Origin of the sequence: Rhizobium sp. BK313, assembly GCF_014193655.1 — a bacterium.
Lineage (GTDB): Bacteria > Pseudomonadota > Alphaproteobacteria > Rhizobiales > Rhizobiaceae > Rhizobium.
This window is the reverse complement of sequence record NZ_JACHZQ010000007.1, coordinates 63,030-83,794: the sequence shown is the minus strand read 5'-3', so window position 1 is coordinate 83,794 and position 20,765 is coordinate 63,030. Positions and strand designations below refer to the sequence as shown.

Annotated in this window: 18 protein-coding genes; 3 read left to right on the top strand and 15 right to left on the bottom strand. The window is 60.8% G+C overall.

What is annotated here, in order from left to right; all coding sequences use genetic code 11:
- Positions 1 to 106: 106 nt before the first annotated feature.
- From FHT86_RS28760 to FHT86_RS28740, 5 genes are all read right to left on the bottom strand, one after another.
- Positions 107 to 586 carry a hypothetical protein gene (locus FHT86_RS28760; RefSeq protein WP_133710327.1) on the bottom strand — a complete coding sequence of 160 codons (480 nt, stop codon included), beginning with the start codon at positions 584 to 586 and terminating at the stop codon, positions 107 to 109.
- Positions 587 to 783: 197 nt separating this feature from the next.
- A complete protein-coding gene (locus FHT86_RS28755; RefSeq protein ID WP_133710326.1) occupies positions 784 to 1,215 on the bottom strand; it encodes an OsmC family protein in 432 nt (143 codons plus the stop codon).
- Between the two features lie 272 nt (positions 1,216 to 1,487).
- Positions 1,488 to 2,441 carry an L-arabinose ABC transporter permease AraH gene (gene araH, locus FHT86_RS28750; RefSeq protein WP_133710325.1) on the bottom strand — a complete coding sequence of 318 codons (954 nt, stop codon included), beginning with the start codon at positions 2,439 to 2,441 and terminating at the stop codon, positions 1,488 to 1,490.
- A gap of 17 nt (positions 2,442 to 2,458) precedes the next feature.
- Positions 2,459 to 3,967 carry an L-arabinose ABC transporter ATP-binding protein AraG gene (araG, locus tag FHT86_RS28745; RefSeq protein WP_133710324.1) on the bottom strand — a complete coding sequence of 503 codons (1,509 nt, stop codon included), beginning with the start codon at positions 3,965 to 3,967 and terminating at the stop codon, positions 2,459 to 2,461.
- A 68-nt stretch (positions 3,968 to 4,035) separates the two neighbouring features.
- Positions 4,036 to 5,019, bottom strand: a complete 984-nt coding sequence (locus FHT86_RS28740) for an arabinose ABC transporter substrate-binding protein (protein WP_133710323.1) — start codon at positions 5,017 to 5,019, stop codon at positions 4,036 to 4,038.
- 223 nt (positions 5,020 to 5,242) lie between these two features.
- Between FHT86_RS28740 and FHT86_RS28735 the strand changes: the two genes are divergently transcribed.
- Both FHT86_RS28735 and dgoD read left to right on the top strand, forming a co-directional pair.
- Positions 5,243 to 6,010 (top strand): FadR/GntR family transcriptional regulator, encoded by a 768-nt coding sequence (locus FHT86_RS28735; RefSeq protein WP_133710322.1) that lies wholly within the window; start codon positions 5,243 to 5,245, stop codon positions 6,008 to 6,010.
- A gap of 63 nt (positions 6,011 to 6,073) precedes the next feature.
- Complete coding sequence (gene dgoD / locus FHT86_RS28730) at positions 6,074 to 7,222, top strand: galactonate dehydratase (RefSeq protein WP_133710321.1); 1,149 nt, start codon at positions 6,074 to 6,076, stop codon at positions 7,220 to 7,222.
- 47 nt (positions 7,223 to 7,269) lie between these two features.
- Here the strand turns inward: dgoD and FHT86_RS28725 are convergent, their stop codons facing one another.
- The 7 genes from FHT86_RS28725 to FHT86_RS28695 all read right to left on the bottom strand — a co-directional run bounded on the left by FHT86_RS28725 (position 7,270) and on the right by FHT86_RS28695 (position 15,454).
- The gene (locus FHT86_RS28725) at positions 7,270 to 8,925 is read right to left on the bottom strand and encodes a GMC family oxidoreductase (RefSeq protein WP_133710320.1); all 1,656 of its coding nucleotides are present in this window, start codon (positions 8,923 to 8,925) and stop codon (positions 7,270 to 7,272) included.
- 33 nt (positions 8,926 to 8,958) lie between these two features.
- On the bottom strand, positions 8,959 to 9,729 hold the full coding sequence (locus tag FHT86_RS28720; RefSeq protein ID WP_133710319.1) for a 3-ketoacyl-ACP reductase: 771 nt from the start codon (positions 9,727 to 9,729) through the stop codon (positions 8,959 to 8,961).
- Entirely contained in the window at positions 9,726 to 11,231 is a 1,506-nt protein-coding gene (locus FHT86_RS28715; protein ID WP_166656953.1) for a GMC oxidoreductase, read from the bottom strand. Before FHT86_RS28715 ends, FHT86_RS28720 begins: the two co-directional genes overlap by 4 nt.
- An 8-nt stretch (positions 11,232 to 11,239) precedes the next feature.
- Positions 11,240 to 12,358, bottom strand: coding sequence for an ABC transporter ATP-binding protein (locus tag FHT86_RS28710; protein ID WP_133710317.1), 1,119 nt, complete (start codon positions 12,356 to 12,358; stop codon positions 11,240 to 11,242).
- 4 nt (positions 12,359 to 12,362) lie between these two features.
- On the bottom strand, positions 12,363 to 13,244 hold the full coding sequence (locus tag FHT86_RS28705; RefSeq protein WP_133710316.1) for a carbohydrate ABC transporter permease: 882 nt from the start codon (positions 13,242 to 13,244) through the stop codon (positions 12,363 to 12,365).
- On the bottom strand, positions 13,241 to 14,122 hold the full coding sequence (locus FHT86_RS28700) for a carbohydrate ABC transporter permease (protein WP_133710315.1): 882 nt from the start codon (positions 14,120 to 14,122) through the stop codon (positions 13,241 to 13,243). Before FHT86_RS28700 ends, FHT86_RS28705 begins: the two co-directional genes overlap by 4 nt.
- Positions 14,123 to 14,203: 81 nt before the next feature.
- Positions 14,204 to 15,454, bottom strand: coding sequence for an ABC transporter substrate-binding protein (locus FHT86_RS28695; protein WP_133710314.1), 1,251 nt, complete (start codon positions 15,452 to 15,454; stop codon positions 14,204 to 14,206).
- Positions 15,455 to 15,772: 318 nt separating this feature from the next.
- Here FHT86_RS28695 and FHT86_RS28690 point away from each other — a divergent pair, with 318 nt between their 5' ends.
- Entirely contained in the window at positions 15,773 to 16,816 is a 1,044-nt protein-coding gene (locus FHT86_RS28690; RefSeq protein WP_133710313.1) for a LacI family transcriptional regulator, read from the top strand.
- A gap of 61 nt (positions 16,817 to 16,877) precedes the next feature.
- Here FHT86_RS28690 and FHT86_RS28685 read toward each other — a convergent pair whose 3' ends face one another.
- Genes FHT86_RS28685 through FHT86_RS28675 form a run of 3 tightly spaced genes read right to left on the bottom strand, consistent with a single transcriptional unit; the run spans position 16,878 to position 20,765 of the window.
- Positions 16,878 to 18,386, bottom strand: coding sequence for an aldehyde dehydrogenase family protein (locus tag FHT86_RS28685; RefSeq protein WP_133710312.1), 1,509 nt, complete (start codon positions 18,384 to 18,386; stop codon positions 16,878 to 16,880).
- Positions 18,386 to 19,159 carry an enoyl-CoA hydratase/isomerase family protein gene (locus FHT86_RS28680; protein WP_133710311.1) on the bottom strand — a complete coding sequence of 258 codons (774 nt, stop codon included), beginning with the start codon at positions 19,157 to 19,159 and terminating at the stop codon, positions 18,386 to 18,388. The genes FHT86_RS28685 and FHT86_RS28680 overlap by 1 nt, the downstream gene beginning before the upstream one ends.
- Positions 19,152 to 20,765 carry an acyl CoA:acetate/3-ketoacid CoA transferase gene (locus FHT86_RS28675; protein ID WP_133710310.1) on the bottom strand — a complete coding sequence of 538 codons (1,614 nt, stop codon included), beginning with the start codon at positions 20,763 to 20,765 and terminating at the stop codon, positions 19,152 to 19,154. The genes FHT86_RS28680 and FHT86_RS28675 overlap by 8 nt, the downstream gene beginning before the upstream one ends.

The window sequence follows — 20,765 nt, the reverse complement described above, 5'->3', positions numbered from 1 at the left end:
CGATTTTCAATTTTCGTCAGTCGTAAATCATCAAGGCAGAAATGTCAAGAAACCGCCCCGAGAAGCGAGGCGGCTAAAAAAGTTATCGTTGATGGATTTGGTCGGCTCAGACGCCCAGAAGCTGCGGGCGGAAGCGACGCACGCTTAGGAAGCCTATGATGACGATGACCACCAGCAATACCACCTGCGAAATGAGGACCGGTGGGGCGTTGTCGGCGGGCGCCAGCGCGTGCAACGGCGGAATCTTCTGGAACGACTGCACGATCAGCACGAGACAGTTGAAGAAGAGCAGCGCGAGCGCGCCGACGATGTACACCAGCCGCCAAATCCCGGCCAAGTGGAACTTGTAGAGCGCCAGCACGGTTGGGATAAAGATCAGCACGCAAAGCGTGCCGACAATGATCCCCGGCGTCACTACGGTGAATGGAAAGAGGAAACCGGTCAGGCTGGTGAGGATCGTGGTGACCATATAGATCAGCGTTGTGCGCTCATAGCGCTGGGCAGTCAGGAAGCCGCGTGCCACGGCAATACCGGTGACAATAGCGATCAGGCTGATAATAACGTGAATCAACGTAAGTCCGGACATTCAGGCAATCCCCTTTTGCACAATGCATTTTGCGCGGAAAGCGTAGTCCAAACTATGAATGCGATATTGTACATTTACGGCAGAATATGCGGAAATTCGCCGGTTCATGCAGCGGGGTAGAAACCCAGCACTTCAAACAGATTTCAAACAAAGCGCCGTGCCACCGGCACGACGCTCTTCATATCGAAATGGGCCGCTTAGGCCGCGTGGACTTCCAGCGAAATCGGAACGGAAGCAAGCGCCTTGGAAACCGGGCAACCGGCCTTGGCCTTGTTGGCGAGTTCGGTGAACTTGGCTTCGTCGGCGCCGGGAACTTTACCGGTCAGCGTCAGGTGGATCGCGGTGATGGCAAAGCCGCCTTCGACGCTTTCAAGCGTGACCTTGGCGGTCGTTTCCATGCTCTCGGCGGTAAAGCCGGCCTCATTGAGGATCAGCGACAGAGCCATGGTAAAGCAGCCGGCATGAGCCGCGCCGATCAGCTCTTCCGGATTTGTGCCGGGAACGCCTTCGAAGCGGCTGGCAAAACCGTAGGGATAGTGATTGAGCGCGCCGCTCTGGGTCGAGATCTGACCCTTGCCGTCCTTCAGACCGCCGGACCACTGGGCCGAACCTGTACGATTGATCTGCATGCCGTCCTCCTTGTCGTTGATTGAGCTTCGGAAAGGGCCCCTTGCCCTCCCCGTAATGACCGATAGGAAGCAGCCCCAGAGCGCCGCGCGTTCATGTGAACGCACAAAAGTCGCTCTCACCTTTTGAATCTAGAGCATCTTGTCCGCATGCAGGTGATCCCACCTGAAAGCGGGATGCTCTAGGGCTGCCTCAATCGGCAATATAATGCTCTATCCGCCGAAGACGACAGCGCCGTAACAATTAACGTGCAGGCCGTGGCCAATGCCTTGGGCTATCCCCTCGTACGCCCGGCCGCGGCCGAACGAATATTGTCCAGCGTCACGGCGATCAGCAGGATCGAGCCGAGGACGAGATACTGGTAGAAAGCCGGAATATTGAGAAGATTCATAACGTTCTGCGCGATGCCCATGATCAACACGCCGACGATGACGCCGCTCATCGAGGCCCGGCCGCCTGCGAGCGAGACGCCGCCGAGCACGCAGGCCGAGATGACCAGCAGCTCGAGACCAATTGCCGCATTCGGTTGACCGGAAGTGATGCGTGACGACAGGAGGATGCCTGCGATCGCGCAGATGAAGCCCTGCAGCGTGAAGATCCAGATCCGCATCGTGGCGACGTTGACGCCCGCCAGCCGCGAAGCCTCCGGATTGCCGCCGATCGCCAGTGTGTTCTTGCCGAAGATGGTGCGGTTCAGCACGAAGCCGAACAGGATGAACAGGATCACCATGATCCAGATGGGCGTCGGAATGCCGAGAAAGGTCGAGAGCGCCAGTTGATAGAAATTCGGGTCGTTGATGCCGACGGCGCGGCCGTCCGAGGCGATCAAGGCCAGGCCGCGGACGATCTGCATGGTGGCGAGGGTCGCGATCAGTGCGTTGATGCGCAGCTTGGCGATGAGCGCGCCGTTGACGAGGCCGACGATCGCGCCGCACACCAGTGCCGCCAGCAGGCCGAGAATGATGGAGCCGGTGACATTCGAGGCCATGACCGCGATCATGCCGCAGAAGGCAACGGTCGAGCCGACGGAAAGATCGAAATCGCGTGAGGCCAGGCAGAACATCATGGTGCAGGCAACGATGCCGATCGTGACCACCGATTGCAGCAGGCCAATCATATTGCGCTCGGTCAGGAAATTCGGAACCGTCAGCGACACGATGACGAAGGCCACCGCGAAGATGACGACCAGGCCCTGTTCGCCGAGGAGGATTTTTTTCAAGGAAGACATCGTCGCGATTTCCCTAGTCAGAATGCGCTTGCGGCGTTTTTATCCGGCAGTGCGGCGGTGAGAATCTGGTGCTCGTTGAAATTCGCCCGCGCCACATCGGCGGCGACCTTGCCGCCGCACATCACCATGATCCGGTCGGAAATGCCCATCACCTCCGGCAGCTCGCTGGAGATGACGACGATCGCCATGCCGTCGGCCGCCAGGTCATAGAGGATTTCGTAGATTTCCGATTTCGCTCCGACATCGATACCACGCGTTGGCTCGTCGACGACCAGCACCTTGACGCCCTGCTCCGACAGCCAGCGGCCGAGGATGACCTTCTGCTGGTTGCCGCCGGAAAGATTGATGATGTCCTGCTTGCGCGACGGCGTGCGCACGCGCAGCCTGGCGATGAATTGATCGGCAAGGGCTGCCTCCTTGCGGGGGCTCAGTATGCCGAACGGCGAAAAATGCCGTCGCGAGGAGATGGCGATATTCTCCTGGATCGAGCGGCCCTGGATGATTCCATCGAGCTTGCGGTCTTCCGGGCAGAGCACCATGCCGGCGTGGATCGCCGCCTTGGGATTGTTCGGGGCGACGGTGACGGCGTCGATAGCGACCGTGCCCTGATGGCGATGGTCGGCGCCGAACAACAGCCGCGCCATCTCACTGCGGCCGGCGCCGATCAGGCCGAAGAAGCCGAGGATTTCGCCCTTGCGGACGGAAAAATTGATCGGCGTCGGCAGTTTCGGCCCCGAAAGGCCCTTGACCTCAAGCCGGACAGGCCCAAGCGGCCGCTCACGCCAACCCCAGATATTACTGATCTCGCGACCGACCATTTCAGCGATGATCTGCTCGCGCGTCACCTTCTTGATGTCAGGATGATGCGCCGCGAGCTTGCCGTCGCGCAGTACCGTCAGGCTGTCGCAGAGCCGGAAGATCTCGTCGAGCCGGTGGGAGACATAGAGGATGACGGTGCCGTTCGATTTCAGCCGCTCGATCAGGGAAAACAGGATCTCGCTCTCGCGGGATGACAGCGACGACGTCGGTTCGTCCAGCGCGATGACGCGGGCGTCGACCATGACGGCTTTGGCGATTTCCACCATCTGCCGCGCGCCGATCGACAGCGATGACACCTTGGCCCCCGGATCGACATCGATGCCGATCTCCTGGAGCTTGGCGCGAACGGTGTCGACGAGCATCTTGCCGTTAATGACGCCGGCCTTGGCCGGAAAGCGGCCGAGCCACAGGTTTTCGGCAACCGTCAGTTCCGGCACCAGTTGCAGTTCCTGGTGGATGACGGTGACGCCGGCGTGAAAGGCATCGCGCACCGAATGGTAGTGCTGTTCCTGTCCCTCAATGGCGATCGTGCCCGCATCCGCGGACTGATCTCCGGAAAGGACGCGGATCAGCGTCGATTTGCCGGCGCCGTTTTCGCCCATCAATCCGTGCACCGCGCCCTTGACGACGGAGAAGCTGATGTTCGACAGCGCCTGAACGCCGGGATAGCTCTTGGAAATGCCGTTGAATTCGAGAAAAGCGGTCATCGTGAACCCGTTGTGAAAAGATCCGGCGGCACGAATGCCACCGGATACGATCATCTATGGGAAGATGATTATTCGATGCCAAGATCCTTGCGAACCTTCTGATAATCGTCGCGCAGCGCCAGCGAACCGGAGGTCAGCGTCAGCTTCGGCGGTTCCTTGCTGTTGGCGATCCAGTCGTACATGTTGATTGCGGTTTCGTAGCCATGACGCTTCGGCGAGATGATGACCGTGCCAAAGAAACCGGTCGGCTGCGGCTTCTTGAACTCGTTGATCGCCGAGTCTGCACCGCCGATACCGACGCCTATGACGTTGGCGGGGGGAATACCGACCGATTCCGTTGCGCGCACCGCGCCGAGCACCGCTTCGTCGTTGAGACCGAAAGCGATCCAATATTTCACGTCGGCGTGCTTGTTGAGCACGGTGGTCGCCGCATTCAGCGCTGCTTCCGTGTCGGTCTTGGCCTGCGGCGCATCATAGATGTTCGCGGCCGGGAAGCCGGCGCCCTTCAGCACCGAAATCGCACCTTCGACGCGATCGACAGCGGTTGGAAGCTGGTCGTAGGAAACGCGGATCGCGCCGACATTCTTCATGTCCCAGCCGCGCTTCTTGATTTCATCGACGATCGCCTGACCGACGCTCTCGCCGATCTTGGTAGCGGAAATGCCCATATGCGGCACGTCTTCCAGGGGCTTGCCGTCAGCACTGACCAGACGGTCGTCAACGGTCATCAGCTTGAGCTGGTTGGCGGCTGCCTTGGCGACGATGCCGGGGCCAAGCTTGACATCGGGCGTGCAGATGATGAAGCCCTGCGCACCCTGGGCGCCAAGATTATCGATCGCGGCCTGAACCTTTTCGCCGTCTTCCGCACCGATCTTGACGAGCGTGAAGCCCTTCTCCTTGGCGGCGATGTCGGCGAACTTCCATTCATCCTGGAACCAGGGTTCTTCCGGCTGCTTGACCACGAAGCCGATTTTCACATCTGCGGCGAAGGCGGAGGTAGCGGCGATGACCGCAACCGTACCAGCCAGAATAGCTGCTTTGAAAAAGCGCATGATTCTCTCCCAAAAAATCCGAAGTGGAGCACCTGCCCTCCCAGGCAGTGTTCTTGGAGTATGATAAATCATCATACCAGTCAATTGCCAATGTATGATGATTCGAATAATGTGATTTTTGGGAAGGATGGCCCGCCAAACGCGCCGACGCTTATCGCCATGCGGAACGAATTCCGCTAAGTGGAGGCTCGGCCGCGCGGGAGAGCGACTGCGGAGAAGGCAATTGGATTCGTTTGAACGGCAAGAGCATAGGCTGAACGGCGCGCCGGAGCGCCGTCCGCGCGTGCGCAAGAACGTCACTGCGGCGATCGCCGAGGACATTTGTTCCGAACACTACCCTTCCGGCTCAGCCCTGCCGCGCGAAAACGATCTCTGCGACATCTACGGCGTCAGCCGCACCGTCATTCGCGAATCCCTGAAGATCCTGGAATCGAAAGGGTTGGTGCGCGGCAAGCCGCGCATCGGCACCACGGTCTGCGACAAGGATGACTGGAATATCCTCGATCAGGACGTGCTGGAGTGGATGGGTCCCTATATCGCCGAATTCGATATTCTCGGCTGCATACTCGAGGCGAGGCGCGCCATTGAGCCAGTGGCCGCCGAATATGCCGCCGAGCGCGCCACCGCCCAGGAGATTGCCGATCTCGACAGGGCTTGGCGACAGATGCGCGATTCCGGCGACGATCCCGAACGCTTCACCGAAGCCGACGTGATGTTCCATACGGTGCTCTTGAGCGCCAGCCACAACCAGGTGTTCCGCCGCCTGTCGAGCGCCATCCATGCCGGCCTGAAATATGCATTGCATGCTTCGAATGTCGCCGTCGACAGCCGCGACGAGGCAATCGCCGTCCATGGCGACCTGGTGGAGGCGCTGCGCCTGCGCAACCACACCGCTGCGCGCGACAGCGCGCACCGCATGCTCGATCTTGCCGCCCGTGACCTTGCCACTGCCGAAAAGGCGATCAGGCGGGCGGAGAAAGACAAGACCTGAAATCCCGAAATCCGCGGCCTGGCGCCGCTGATAAGATCCAAAAGCCGAAACGGAAGCATTCCCATGAAAATCACCAAATTGACGACCTATATCGTGCCGCCACGCTGGATGTTCCTGAAGATCGAGACGGACGAGGGTATTACGGGTTGGGGCGAACCGGTGGTCGAAGGCAGAGCCTTGACCGTCCAGGCGGCCGTGCATGAACTGGAAGACTATCTGATCGGCAAGGACCCCTTCCTGATCGAGGACCACTGGACCGTCATGTACCGCGCCGGCTTCTATCGCGGCGGCGCCGTCCACATGAGCGCCATTGCCGGCATCGACCAGGCATTGTGGGACATCAAGGGCAAGGCACTGGGTCAGCCGATCCATTCGCTACTCGGTGGCCAGGTGCGAGACAAGATCAAGGTTTATTCCTGGATCGGCGGCGACCGTCCTTCCGACGTCGCCAACAATGCCAGGGATGTGGTCGCCCGCGGCTTCAAGGCGATCAAGCTCAACGGCTGCGAGGAAATGCAGATCGTCGATACCTATGACAAGGTCGACAAGGCGGTTGAGACCATCGCCACCATCCGCGACGCGATCGGTCCCCATATCGGCATCGGCGTCGACTTCCACGGCCGCGTCCATCGGCCGATGGCCAAGGTTCTCGCCAAGGAACTCGAGCCCTACAAGTTGCTGTTCATTGAAGAGCCCGTGCTCTCCGAAAACCGCGAAGCGCTGAAGGAAATCGCCAATCACAGCTCGACACCGATTGCGCTTGGCGAGCGGCTCTATTCGCGCTGGGACTTCAAGTCGGTTCTGTCGGACGGCTATGTCGACATCCTGCAGCCCGATCTCAGCCATGCCGGCGGCATCACCGAATGTCGCAAGATCGCGGCGATGGCGGAAGCCTATGACGTCGCGCTTGCGCCGCATTGCCCGCTTGGACCGATCGCGCTTGCCGCCTGCCTGCAGGTTGACGCCGTCAGCTATAACGCCTTCATCCAGGAACAGAGCCTCGGTATCCACTACAACAAGGGCAACGACATCCTTGACTACATCTCCAACAAGGAAGTCTTCAAATATGCCGACGGTTTCGTCAGCATCCCGCAAGGCCCCGGCCTCGGCATCGAAGTGGACGAAGCCTACGTCATCGAACGTGCCAAGGAAGGCCATCGCTGGCGCAACCCGGTCTGGCGTCATGAAGATGGCAGCGTGGCTGAGTGGTAAGAGCTCTCATCCGGTAAACGAAACGCCCCTCACGGGGCGTTTTACTTTTAACGAACATCCGCCCGCGCTCGCGGCCGCGTGTCGTTGCGCTCCCAAGAGAAAATTGTCGGAGGAAGCGGGTCGCGATCGCGGATGATATCCGCGCCCTTCTCGCCGACCATGATCGTTGGGCCGTTGGTATTGCAGGAGGGCACGCGCGGCATGACGGAGCTATCGCAGACGCGCAAGCCTTCGAGGCCTCGCACCTTCAGCTCGAGATCGACCACCGCCATTGCGTCCGTGCCCATCTTGCAGGTGCCGACGGGATGGTGATCGGTCTTGGCGTTGGCGCAGCCATAGTCGAACAATTGCTCCTCCGTCGTCAGCTTGTCGCCCGGCAGCCGCTCAGCCAGCACGAAAGGTTTCAGCGCATCCTGCTGCATGATTTCGCGAGCAATCCGCAACCCTTCGAGCGACATCTTCACGTCGTGCTGATCGCTCCAGTAGTTTGGATCGATCAGCGGCGCAGCCGATGGATCGGACGAAGAGAGCCGCACCGTGCCCCTCGAGCGCGGATGCAGGTAAGCGGAATTCAACGTCACGCCGGCATTCTTCAGCCGCGCGACGCCGGCCTCGATGCCGGAGCCGAGGCCGAGGTGGAACTGGATATCCGGCGAGCGGGCATCGGGATCGGCATACCAGAAGCCGCCGGTTTCGAAGAGCGACGAGGCGACGGGGCCGGAGCGGAACAGTGCATATTGCAACCCGGCCCAGAGCGTACGATGCAACTTCGCGACATTGTCATAGGTATGGTCGCCGGTGCATTCCGAGATGACGAAAAGATCGAGGTGATCCTGCAGATTGCCGCCGACGCCCGGCAGATCGTGCGACACCGCCACACCGACCGACGTCAGATGATCGGCCGGGCCGATGCCTGATTGCAGGAGCAGTTTTGGCGAGCCGATGGCGCCGGAGGAGACCAGCACTTCCCGATCTGCCCGGATGATCTCGACGCCCTTGTCCATCGCCACCTCGACGCCGATGGCGCGGCGGCCTTCGAGCACGATCCGCGCCACCCGCGCGCCGGTGCGGATCGTCAGGTTCTTCCGATCCTTGATCGGCGAAAGATATGCAAGCGAGGCCGACGACCGACGGCGGTTGCGCTGCGTCAACTGATAGAAGCCGACGCCTGCCTGCTGTTTGCCGTTGAAATCATGGTTGTAGGGAATGCCGAGTTCCTGGCCGGCACGGATATAGGCATCGCAGATCGGCAGTGCCGACACCGGCATAGAGACACCGAGCGGCCCGCCATAGGAATGATAGTCATCGGCAAAGCGCTGATTGTCCTCGGCGCGCTTGAAATAAGGCAGCACGCTGCGATAGTCCCAACCCTCACAGCCATCCTCGCGTGCCCAGAGATCGTAGTCGGCGGCGTTGCCACGGGTGTAGAGCTGCGCATTGATGGAGGAGCCGCCGCCGATCACCTTGGCCTGTGTATAACGCAGCACACGGCCTTTCATATGCCTCTGCGGCACCGTCTCCCAGCCCCAGCTGGCCACGCCCTTGGTCATTTTGGCAAAGCCGGCCGGCATATGGAACAACGGATTCCAGTCACCGCCGCCAGCTTCCAGCAACAGGACTTTCACCGATGGGTCCTCGCTCAGGCGATTGGCGAGCACGCAGCCTGCGGGTCCGGCGCCGGTAATGATGTAGTCGTAGCTCATTTCCAGTCCTCAAATCTAACAGGGATCATCGGCTTACAGCCGCCCGATCCCCAGTCCGCCATCAGCAGGGATCACCGACCCCGTGGCAAAACCGAAACTGCCTTTGGCCAGCGCCGCGACGATGCTGCCCACATCGCCCGTCTCCCCCCAGCGCTTCATCGGCACCAGCCCGCCGTCGATCAATGCGTCGTATTTCTCCGAGACCTGCGCCGTCATGTCGGTACGGATGACGCCGGGGCGGACTTCGAAGACAGCGATGCCGGTCTCCGCCAGCCGCAGCGCCAACCCCTGCGAGAAGGCCGAGAGCCCCGCCTTGCTGATGCAGTAGTCCAGCCGTTCGGGCGAACTCAGCGCTGCCGAGACCGAGGTGATGTTGATCACCGAACGCGGCGCCGGCGCCGTCTTCGCGGCGAGCATCGAACGGACGACGGCTTGGGTAAAAAACACCGTGCCGCGCAGATTGACGTCGATGATCCGATCGAAATTCTCCGGCGCCAAATCGAGAAAATCCCCGCGCACGACGGGGCCGATGCCAGCATTGTTGACCAGGCAATCGATCCCACCCAAAACCGCCGAGATCGCATCGACGGTCGCAGCATGGCCGGAAAGCTCGGCGAGATCGGATTGCCGGTAGATAGCCCGCCCACCGGCCGCCTCCAGCTCCTCCAGCACCGCTGCAGGAGCGTCCTTTTCGACGCCGGTGATCGCCAGATCGAAACCACTCTTGGCCAGCGCCCGCGCGATGCCGAGACCGATCCCCTTGCGGCCGCCGGTGATGACGGCGATCGGGCGTCTTGCCTTCATGACCGCAGTTCCTCCCGCACGATGTGGTCGGCGACGCGCAGTGCTTGAGCAGCCACGGTCAGCGCCGGATTCACTGCCGCCGAGGTCGGCAGGAAGCTAGCGTCGACAACGAAAAGATTGGGGTGATCGAAGGCCCGGCAAAAGATATCGAGCGGCGCGCTCGAACCGTCATTGCCGATCTTGACCGTGCCGCATTGATGCGACGGCGTACGCTTGTCAAAGGGACGCGATAGCACGATCGGGAAGCCGGCCTTGCGCAGCACACCCTTCAGCTTCTTCACCAGATCGAGATGTGCCTTCCAATTGGTGCGCACCCATTGCAGCACGATGCGGTCGCCATCGACCATGATCCGGCTTTCCGGCGACGGCAGGTCTTCGCTCATGGCGTAGAAATCGATGGCATGGGCGGAAAGGCTGTTCAGCAGCCATTCCGGCACGGTCGGCATATTTGCCTTTAGGATCGTGCCTGAAACTCGCCCCAAAAGCTGCACATTGCCGAGCGGCGGCCCGCCTGCGCCATCCGAAAGATAGAAGTCGTTGAAGCCGAAAGTCTTCTGATAGACCGAATCGTTCCTGTACCAGGGCGAAATCGCCAGAACGGCAGAGGAATTGTGGTTCATGAAATTGCGGCCGACCTGATCGGAGCGGTTGGCAAGCCCGCGGGGATTGGCGTCGTCAGCCGAGCGCAGCAACAGCACCGCCGACTGTACCGCACCGGCCGAGAGGATGACCAGTTTCGGCCGCACCACACGCGCTTCGCCATAGGCGGAATAATGCACCGCCGCGATCGCCCGCCCATCGCCGGCGGTTTCCAGCCGCGTAACGCGCGCGCCGGTCTTCAGCTTGACGTTCGGATATTGCAGAGCCTTGGCGAGCGCCACCGTCTCGGCATCCATCTTGCCGTCGACACTGTTCGGATGCGCATCCCATGGCGTGCGCCCCTTGGCGAGCCACTTGTCGATGTCGACGCCGAGCGGCAGGGAATGCGGATGCATGCCGTTGTCCTTCAACCGCTTGCGGACACTGGCAATCGCCGGCTCCTCGGGCACCGGTGGAAAAGGATAGGGTCGCGAATGTGCGGGCTCCCACGGATCGTCGCCGAGGCTGCCGCGCACCTGATAGAGCTGCTCGGCCTCGCTGTACCAGGGTTCCAGCTCCTCATAGGGAAACGGCCAGGCCGGCGACACGCCATCCAGATGCCGCATCTCCTCGAAATCCTCGCGCCGGTACCGGATCAGCACCGCACCGTAGAATTTCGAATTGCCGCCGACATTGTAGTAGTTGCCGGGGTTGAACCCTTTGCCGTCCTTTTCGTACCAGGTCTCTTTCGGGCGGAAATAGCCACGCAGGAAGATCGCCCGTTGGTCGCGGTTCTCCGGCCGGTCTTCCAACCGTTCGCCGGCTTCGAGGATCAGGATATTGGCGCCCGAGGCCGCAAGGCCGGAAGCGATGGTCGAGCCGCCAATCCCCGAGCCGATGATGACGATATCCGGTTCTGCCATGCCGCTGCTCACGCTATCCGAACCTGGCTCTGCGGATCGAAGAACACCGCCTTGTCGAGATTGAAGGCAAGCCGCGCCGTCTGTCCGGGGGCGATCCGGGCGTCGGCACGCAATCGCGCAACTACGGATTTGCCGCCGAGGCGGACGATCGCGAAAGTATCCGAACCCGCCGGCTCGACCACCTCGATGAGGCAATCACCCTCGGCGATCGAATGGGCATTGCGGTCCGCACCGTCAGGATCGGTCAGCGCTTCCGGCCGGATGCCGAAGATCACATCCTTGCCGGCATGGGCGCCAAGGCCGCCGCCGCTGCCGTTGACCGGCAGCTTCAGGGGGGCTGCGCCGTTCGGCCGATCGAGCGAAACCTGCAATCCAAGCGGCCCCCTCTCCACCTTCGCCGTCAGGAGGTTCATGGCGGGCGAGCCCATGAAGTCTGCAACGAACATATTGGCGGGGTGATTGTAGATCTCCGCCGGCGTTCCGAATTGCTGCAATACGCCGTCCTTCAGGACTGCGATCTTCGTGGCCAGCGTCATCGCCTCGATCTGGTCGTGGGTGACGTAGACGATCGTCGTCTTCATGCGCTGGTGCAGTCGCTTGATCTCGGTGCGCATGTCGACGCGCAGCTTGGCGTCGAGATTGGAAAGCGGCTCATCGAACAGGAAGACTTGCGGATCGCGCACCAGCGCCCGGCCCATGGCGACGCGCTGCCGCTGGCCGCCGGAAAGCTGGCTCGGCTTGCGGTCGAGCAGATGGCCGATCTGCAGCATGTCGGCCACCTGTTTGATCGCCTTCTCGCGCTCTTCTTTCGGCACTTTGCGGATTTCCATGCCGAAGGCGATATTGCCGGCGACAGTCATGTTCGGATAGAGCGCATAGGATTGAAACACCATGGCGATGTCGCGCTGCGACGGCGGCAAGCCGTTGACAGAGCGGCCGGCAATGGCGATGTCGCCCGAGGTGATCGGCTCCAGCCCGGCAATGGTGTTGAGCAAGGTGGACTTGCCGCAGCCGGATGGGCCAACAAGCACGAGAAAGCCACCCTCTTCGATCTCGATATTGATGTCCTTCAGGATCTCGAGTGATCCGTAGGACTTGCGTAGGTTGGTGATTTTTAGGAAGGACATGGGCTTATCCCTTGACGGCGCCGGACATCAGTCCGCGGACGAAATACCGACCGGAGACGATGTAGACGATGAGGGTTGGCAGGGCCGCGAGGATCGCGCCGGCGAAGTGGACATTGTATTCCTTGACTCCCGTTGACGAGCTGACGAGGTTGTTGAGCGCAACCGTCATTGGCGTCGAATTGGCGCCGGAAAAGGATGCGCCGAACAGGAAGTCGTTCCAGATATTGGTGAATTGCCAGATGACCGAAACGACGATGATCGGGCCGGAGGACGGCAGCAAAATGCGCCGGAAAATCTGGAAGAAGCTCGCCCCGTCGATCTGCGCGGCGCGGACTAGCTCGGTCGGAAACGCCTCGTAATAATTGCGGAAATAGAGCGTCGTGAAGCCGAGGCCGTAGACGATATGGACGAGAATCAGCCCCCAGATAGTACCGGCAATACCGAAGAAACCGAGGATGCGCGCCATCGGGATCAGCACGATCTGGAATGGGATGAAGCAGGAGAGCAGCAGCATGCCGAAGAAGATCTCCGCGCCGCGGAAACGCCATTTCGTCAGCACATAGCCGTTCAGCGCGCCGACAAGGGTGGAGATCACCACCGCCGGCACGACCATCAGGATCGAGTTGATGAAAAAAGGTTTGAGCCCTGTCGGCTGCACGCCGATCTGCGCCGTCGACCAGGCGGAAATCCACGGCTCGATTGTCCATGTCTGCGGCAGGTTCAGCATGCCGCCCTGGCGGATTTCTTCGAGCGGCTTGAAGGAATTGACCAGCATCACGTAGAGCGGCAGCATGTAGTAGACGGCAAACAAGATCAGCGCCGCATAGATTAGCGCGCGCGTCAGCTTGCCGTGCGAGATGGCGTTTTGCGGATTGGGGTTGCTCACGTGCGTTTCCCTCCGCCGATTTCCGAATAGAGATAGGGGATGATGATGGCGAAGATCATCGCCAGCATGATGATCGCCGACGAGGCGCCGATGCCCATCAGGTTGCGCGTGAACGTGTAGGAATACATGAAGGTCGCCGGCAGTTCGGTCGCTTGCCCCGGCCCGCCGCCGGTCAGCGCGATGATCAGGTCATAGGCCTTGATGGCAAGATGCGCGAGCACGACGAAAGCCGAGAGGAACACCGGCCGCATCAGCGGGATGATGATGCGGCGGTAGGTGGTGACGGCCGAAGCGCCGTCGATCTGCGCCGCTTTGATGATCTCGTTATCGACGCCGCGAAGGCCGGCGAGGAACATCGCCATGACGAAGCCCGAGGACTGCCAGACGGCGGCAATGACGACACAATAAATCGCCATTTTCGAATCCTTGATCCAGGTAAAGGAAAAACTGTCCCACCCCCAGAGATGCATGGTGTTCTCAAGCCCAATGCCGGGATCGAGAAACCATTTCCACGCCGTCCCCGTGACGATGAAGGACAGCGCCATCGGATAGAGATAGATCGGCCTCAGCAGTCCTTCGGCGCGGATCTTCTGGTCGAGCAGGATCGCCAAAGCGAGGCCGAGCACCGAGCAGATGACGATATAGAACGAGGCGAAGATGCCGAGATTGGTGATCGCCCGCCACCAATGCGGCAGCGCCCAGAGCTTGCTGTAGTTGGCAAAGCCGATGATGTTGTAGGACGGCAGCATCTTGCTGTCGGTCAGTGACAGAAAGCCGGTATAGGCGATGAAGCCATATACGAAGATCAGGATGATGACGAAGCTCGGGGCCAGCACCAGCTTGGGTAATAGCTCCTGCACTCGGCTGCGACTGTTCATGGTCGAACACCAACGTTGGCGAGATGCGATTGAATTCGAGGTCCGGAGCCCACTTCTCGCGAGCTCCGGACGAATACTGCACTACTTTGCAGCAGCGACCGCCGAGGCGAGTTCCTTGACCGCATCATCCGACGAAAGATCGCCGTTGAATTCGCGGGTCACGACGTCGTAGATCGCGTTTTTGACGGCGGCCGGATTGGCATGGCCATGAGCCATGGAGCCCATCAGGGTGCCGTTCTTGTTGGCTTCAGCCAGATCCTTGATCGCCTTCTTGCCGCAATCGTCGAAAGCGGTGTCGGGAACGTCGGTGCGGGCCGGAACCGAGCCCTTGACGACGTTGAAGGCCGATTGGAAGGTCGGGCTTTCGATCGATGACGCCATCTGCATCTGCGCCGGAATCTTGTCGGCGGAGACCTTGAACATTGCGAACTGGTCGGAGTTGAAGGTTACCGAGCCCTGTGTTCCCGGGAAGCGGATGCAGACGAAATCCTTGCCGGGCACCTTCTTCGCCTTCAGGAATTCGCCCTTGGCCCAATCGCCCATAAATTGCAGGCCGGCCTTGTTTTCGATGACCATGCCCGAGGCAAGGTTCCAATCGCGGCCTGAGAAGTTATCGTCGACATAGGAGCGCAGCTTCGTCATGCGGTCGAAGGCTTCCTTCATCTTCGGGCTGCCGAGCGTATCGGGATCGAGATCGATGAAAGCCTTCTTGTAGAAGTCGTTGCCGAGCGAGAGTACGACGGCGTCGAAGATCGTCGCATCCTGCCAGGGCTGGCCGCCATGGGCGATCGGCGTGATGCCCTGCTTCTTGAAGTTGTCGAGCAGTACAATCAGCTCGTCCCAGTTCGCCGGTGCCTTGCCGCCGGCCTTGTCGAGCGCTTCCTTGTTGATCCACACCCAGTTGGTGGAGTGGACGTTTACGGGAGCGGCGATCCAGTGGCCGTCATATTTGGAGAACTTCTGCAGGGCCGTCGGGACCACATTGTCCCAACCTTCCTTATTGGCGACCGCATCGAGATTGCCGAGCGAGCCTTCCTTGGCCCAGTCGAGAATGTCGAAGCCGAGCATCTGCACGGCGGTCGGCGGGTTGCCGCCGGTGACGCGTGCGCGCAGCACGGTCATGGCCTCGGTGCCGCCACCGCCTGCGACCGGCATGTCGACCCAGCTTATGCCCTTCGATTCCAAGTCCTTCTTCAGGACTTCCAACGCCGCCGCCTCGCCGCCCGAGGTCCACCAATGCAGGACTTCGACGCTTTCGGCGGCGTGCGCCACGGTCACGGTACCCGTCATCAAAAGGGCAGCCGCAGCCACCGATGTCATCAATTTACGCATATTTTCCTCCCGGTTTTAGATAGTTGAGCAGCAAGACCTCCTCCTGCTGCTTCCCCCTGTTCTTCACTCCCTGCAAAGAACAAACGCATCATGACCTCCCACGGTCATACACAAGTTTAAAACGTTATAAATCGGCCGTGTCAAGAGTTCAGTTCAACTACTGATCTGCATAAAAACCCCTTTAAATCAGGTATGTTGCGCTGTTTTCCCTCGGCCTCCGGTGAGCTATGCCCGATTTAAAACGTTTTCATTCGTGGATTGTATGCAGCCTCTACTCGCGATAAGTTGCCCGGACTTACTCAAGACGGGACCGCGAGTTTGACCGACCTACCCTCCTCCGCGACAAAAGCGCGAAGCGCCAAGCCGACCTTGCGCACCATTGCGAAATTGACCGGCCTGGCTGTGACCACGGTATCGCGCGCGTTGAGCGACGCGCCGCAGATCTCGCTGGAGACGCGGCAGCGGGTGCATCAGGTCGCCCGCGACATCGGCTATATGCCCGATCGAGCCGCCCAGCGTTTGAAGACGGGGCGTACCAATGTGATCAGCATCCTCCTCGATCCCCACGAGGAAGTGGTGGGCTTCGGCACCTCGATCATGTACGGCATCACCAAGGCGCTGCAGAGGACACCCTATCATCTGATCGTCATGCCCAACTACATGGCGACCAGCAACGTCGAGGCGGTCGACTACATTCTTCGCAACAATCTCGCTGACGGGCTGATCTTCTCGCGAACCGAGCCGCTCGACCCGCGTGTGCGCCGATTGCTGGAACACGGTTTTCCCTTCGTCTGCCACGGGCGCACCGAATTCTCGATGCCGCATCCCTTCGTCGACTACGACAATTTCGCTTTCGCCTACGAGGCCACACGCCGGATGATCGCCAAGGGCCGGCGCAAGGTGACGATCATCTTGCCGCCGAAGCGCCTCACCTTTCATCAACACATGCTGCATGGTTTCATGACTGCCGTTCGCGAAGCCGGCATCGCCTATGAAATCCCGGAGAATATTAACCTCGATTCGCCGGCCGACATGGTGCGCGACCATTTTCGCCGCCGGGCCGAAGCATCGGATGCGCCCGATGGTTTCATCTGTCCGGGCGAGGTTTCCGCGCTCGCCGCCATCAGCGCCTTGAGCGATCTCGGGCAAATCTTGAGCAAGAACTACGATATCGTTGCCAAGCAGACCTCGCGGCTGCTCAGCCAGATCCAGCCGAAAGTCGACACGATTTACGAAGATCTCACGGCGGCGGGCGAGCAGCTCGGCCGCATCTTGCTGAAGCGCATCGCCAATCCGGAAGCCGACGACCTGCAATTGTTGCAGCCGCCACAAATCGGCTTCCCCACAGCGACGACGGGCTGATATCGCCGCCGCGCCGCTGTTCTGATGTGCCATTCGCGCCCAAACCGCCATCGATCTAGTCCTACCTCGGCATCCACCAACCGGTACGTCGGCCAATATGCATGTTGAGGGTTTTGGTCTCGGTATAATCTTCCACCGCATGTCGGCCGAGCTCGCGCCCGAGTCCTGATTGGCGATAGCCGCCGAAGGGCAGTTCCGCGGCGCCGTCCATGAAGGTGTTCATCCAGATCGTGCCGGCCCGCACCCGCCGCCCGATAGTCATGCACGTATCGAAATCGCGGCTCCAGACGCCGGCGGAAAGGCCGTAGTCGATGGAATTGGCGATACGGATTGCGTCCTCGACCGTATCAAAGGTCAGCACCGAAAGCACAGGCCCGAACACCTCCTCCTTCGCCACCGCCATGTCCGGTTTGACGTCGGCAAGGATGGTCGGCGCCATGTACTGGCCGAAGCCGAAGTCGATCTGGCTGCCGCCATGCGCTATGGTCGCACCACTCTTTGCCGCGCCGGAAACATAGCCCTGAATCTTCTGCAGGTGCTGCGGGGTGATGATTGCCCCGACCTGTGTTGAGGGGTCGAGCGGGTCGCCGACCTTCACCTTTTCCGACAGGCTGGCAATGCGCGCCGTGACATCCTCCGCGATATCGCGATGGACGATCAGCCGCGAGCCGGCATTGCAGCACTCGCCGGCGTTGAAGTAGGCACCGAACACCGCCGCATCGACGAACTCATCGAGATTGGCGTCGCGAAAGACGATCTGCGGGTTCTTGCCGCCGAGTTCGAGCGAAACCTTCTTCAGCGTCTGCGCCGCATTCGCCATCGTCAGCCGTCCAACGCCGGTCGAGCCGGTGAAGGAGATCATGTCGACGTCCGGATGCCCGGTCATCGGTGCACCGACATCGGCACCCGTGCCGACGAGGATATTGACGACGCCGGCCGGCACACCGGCTTCCATCAGGATTTCACCGAGCACCAGCGTTGAACCCGACGTCAGCTCGGACGGCTTGACGACCGCCGTGCAGCCGGCGGCAAGCGCAAAGGGTAATTTCTGGCTGACAATCAGGAATGGGAAATTCCAGGGCGTGATGATCGAGACAACGCCGATCGCCTCGCGCAGCACGACGCCCATCGTGCCCTCGCCGAGCGTATTGTAGCTTTCACCGTGCAGATCGCGCGCAAGGGCGGCCGCATAGCGCCAGATGTCGGCGGAACCGGCGATCTCGCCGCGCACCTGCGTGATCGGCTTGCCAGCCTCGATCGCATCGAGATAGGCGAGTTCCTCGGCCCGCGTCGAGATCATGTCGGCAGCTTTTAGCAGGATGTTTGAGCGTTCCGCCGCAGTCATACGCGGCCAGGGACCCTGGTCGAACGCCCTGCGCGCAGCCGCGATGGCTTGATGCACATCGTCCTTGGTCGCGGATTTATAGCGGCTGACGGTGACGCCATGGCTTGGCGCGACACGCTCGATCGTGCCGGTCTCGACGCCTTCGACCCATTTGCCGTCGATCAGCATCTTGAATTCGCGTATCTTCACATCGGGAAGCGCCTGTGGCTTCACAAGGACCGTCATCACCATTCTCCCTTGAATTCGGCAGCGCGTTTGCCGGCAAAGGCCGCAACGCCCTCCTTGAGGTCGCCGGTCTTGGCAACCAGGATCGATCCTAGCGCCTCGACGGCAGACCCGTTGTCTTCGCCATTGGCCGAAGCAACCATCAGCTTCGCAATCTCCAGCGCCGCCGGTCCGCGCGTAGCGATGCGCGCAGCATAGTCCCTGGCGGCGGTAAGCACCGTTCCCGTTTCGACGACGGCATCCACAAGACCATAGCCGCGCGCCTCCTCTGCGGAAAACATCTCGCCGCCCAACACCATGCGCCGCACGATCTGCGCGCCAAACCGTTTGGTAAGCCGTTGCGTACCAGACCAGCCCGGCACCATGCCGAGGCTGGTTTCCGGAAGGCCGATCCTGATCTGGCTTTCCGCAATGCGGATATCGGCCGCGGCCGCCAGTTCCAGCCCGCCGCCGAGCGCATGACCATTCAATGCGGCGATCACCGGCATGCGGAGCGTTGCCAGCCGCTCGAAGACGCGGTGGCCGAAGCGCACCCAGGCATGACCGAACTCATTGGCCGCCATACCGCCCCAGGCTTTGATGTCGCCGCCAGCCGAAAAGGCCTTGCCCTCGCCGGTGAGGATCGCGACACGCACGGAGCCGTTCGCCTCCACTTCGTCACAGGCAACCGCCAGCGCCTTCAGCATATCAATATCGAAGGCGTTGAGCTTCTCCGGCCGCGAGACAGTGATCGTCGCGACGAAACCTTCAACGGAAACCTTGACCTCACCCATGGCGCGCTCCTTCCAGAACGCGCTTGGCCTTGGCGGGCAGGGTCAGGCCAACAGGCGCTTCATGGAACAAAGCCGCATCCATCACCTTCAGCCGGTCAGAGACGAGCAGCGGGAATTCCGACTGATCAAGAATATGCGTTTCCAAATCGACGCCGGGTGCAATCTCGGTCAGCAACAATCCTTCCGGCGTCAGCTTCATCACGCAGCGTTCGGTGACATAGGTGATATCCTGTCCCTGTGCGATGCCGCGCGGCCCGGAGAAGGTGACGTGCTCGACAGCATTCACCAGCTTCTTCAGTTTGCCTTCCTTCTCGATCACAAGTCGGGCGTTTTCGACCGCGAGCTTCGCGCCGGCATTGAACATTCCGGAGAAGACGATCTTCTTCGCCCGTGCCGTGATATCGACGAAGCCGCCGGCGCCGGCCGTTACATGCGGCCGGAAGCTGAGCTTGGAAACATTGACCGAGCCGTCGCGGCCGATCTCCAGGAAGGAGAGAAGCGAAGCGTCGAAACCGGCACCCTGGAAATAGGTGAACTGATAGGGCGACGGCATGAAGGCGTCAGCATTGGATGCGCAGCCGAAGGCAAAATCGAGCAGCGGTACGCCACCGACCGCCCCTTGCTCGATCACCCAGGTGACGGCGCCATGCAACCCCTCTTCCATCAGGATGCGCGGCACATTGGCAGAAATGCCGAAGCCAAGATTGACGGCGCTGCCGGATTGCAGCTCCTGTGCCACCCGCCGGGCGATGACCTTCTGGATATTGAATTCCGGCACGCGGAAGCTATCGAGCGGACGAAAGATCTCACCCGAGATCGCCGGATCATAAAGGGTCTGTGTCGTCTGTTTCTGATCCGGATCGACGATGATGTAGTCGACCAGAACACCGGGAATGCGCACGTCATGCGGTTTCAGCGAACCTTCCTTGGCAAGGCGCTTGACCTGGGCGATGACGATGCCGCCATTGTTCCGGGCGGCGAGCGCCTGGTCGAGCCCGCCGAGATACGCGCCTTCATGCTCATAGGTGAGATTGCCGCGCTCATCGGCGGTCGTTGCCCGGATGATCGCCACCTGCGGCGCGATCGCCTTGAAATAAAGCCAGTCTTCATCCTCGAACCGGATTCGCTTCACCACCGGTTCAGCCTCGGCTGCCGTATTCATCGCACAACCCTGGCGTTCCGGGTCGACGAAGGTATCGAGACCGACCTTGGTCAGCACGCCGGGGCGCTTGGCGGCTGCCTCGCGATGCATGTCGAAGAGAATGCCCGAGGGAATGTTATAGGCCGCGACCTCGTTGCCGCCGATCATTTGCCAGATCTGCGGCGGTTCGGAACTCGACGGACCGGAGGGATAGGAGCCGCCGATGATCTTTTTCAGCAGACCTTTCTTGGCGATATGATCGACACCCTTGATGCCGCTCATGTCGCCCGCGGCGATCGGATGCAGCGTCGTTAGGTCACGCGGATGGCCCGTCGCGTCGAAACGCTCACCGATCGCCTTCAGCATCAGGTCCGGGCAGCCGAGACCGCTCGAGGACGAGACTGAGACAATGGCGCCGTCAGGGATCAAGGCGGCCGCCTCGGCGGGAGTGATGTGCTTGTTCAT

Bases quoted from the DNA above. Each gene is read 5' to 3' on its own strand.
- araH (WP_133710325.1), bottom strand. From the start codon at position 2,441: ATGTCTTCCTTGAAAAAAATCCTCCTCGGCGAACAGGGCCTGGTCGTC.
- FHT86_RS28755 (WP_133710326.1), bottom strand. From the start codon at position 1,215: ATGCAGATCAATCGTACAGGTTCGGCCCAGTGGTCCGGCGGTCTGAAG.
- araG (WP_133710324.1), bottom strand. From the start codon at position 3,967: ATGACCGCTTTTCTCGAATTCAACGGCATTTCCAAGAGCTATCCCGGC.
- FHT86_RS28740 (WP_133710323.1), bottom strand. From the start codon at position 5,019: ATGCGCTTTTTCAAAGCAGCTATTCTGGCTGGTACGGTTGCGGTCATC.
- FHT86_RS28695 (WP_133710314.1), bottom strand. From the start codon at position 15,454: ATGCGTAAATTGATGACATCGGTGGCTGCGGCTGCCCTTTTGATGACG.
- FHT86_RS28675 (WP_133710310.1), bottom strand. From the start codon at position 20,765: ATGAACAAGCACATCACTCCCGCCGAGGCGGCCGCCTTGATCCCTGAC.
- FHT86_RS28715 (WP_166656953.1), bottom strand. From the start codon at position 11,231: ATGGCAGAACCGGATATCGTCATCATCGGCTCGGGGATTGGCGGCTCG.
- FHT86_RS28685 (WP_133710312.1), bottom strand. From the start codon at position 18,386: ATGACGGTCCTTGTGAAGCCACAGGCGCTTCCCGATGTGAAGATACGC.
- FHT86_RS28700 (WP_133710315.1), bottom strand. From the start codon at position 14,122: ATGAACAGTCGCAGCCGAGTGCAGGAGCTATTACCCAAGCTGGTGCTG.
- dgoD (WP_133710321.1), top strand. From the start codon at position 6,074: ATGAAAATCACCAAATTGACGACCTATATCGTGCCGCCACGCTGGATG.
- FHT86_RS28720 (WP_133710319.1), bottom strand. From the start codon at position 9,729: ATGAAGGCAAGACGCCCGATCGCCGTCATCACCGGCGGCCGCAAGGGG.
- FHT86_RS28725 (WP_133710320.1), bottom strand. From the start codon at position 8,925: ATGAGCTACGACTACATCATTACCGGCGCCGGACCCGCAGGCTGCGTG.
- FHT86_RS28760 (WP_133710327.1), bottom strand. From the start codon at position 586: ATGTCCGGACTTACGTTGATTCACGTTATTATCAGCCTGATCGCTATT.
- FHT86_RS28680 (WP_133710311.1), bottom strand. From the start codon at position 19,159: ATGGGTGAGGTCAAGGTTTCCGTTGAAGGTTTCGTCGCGACGATCACT.
- FHT86_RS28710 (WP_133710317.1), bottom strand. From the start codon at position 12,358: ATGTCCTTCCTAAAAATCACCAACCTACGCAAGTCCTACGGATCACTC.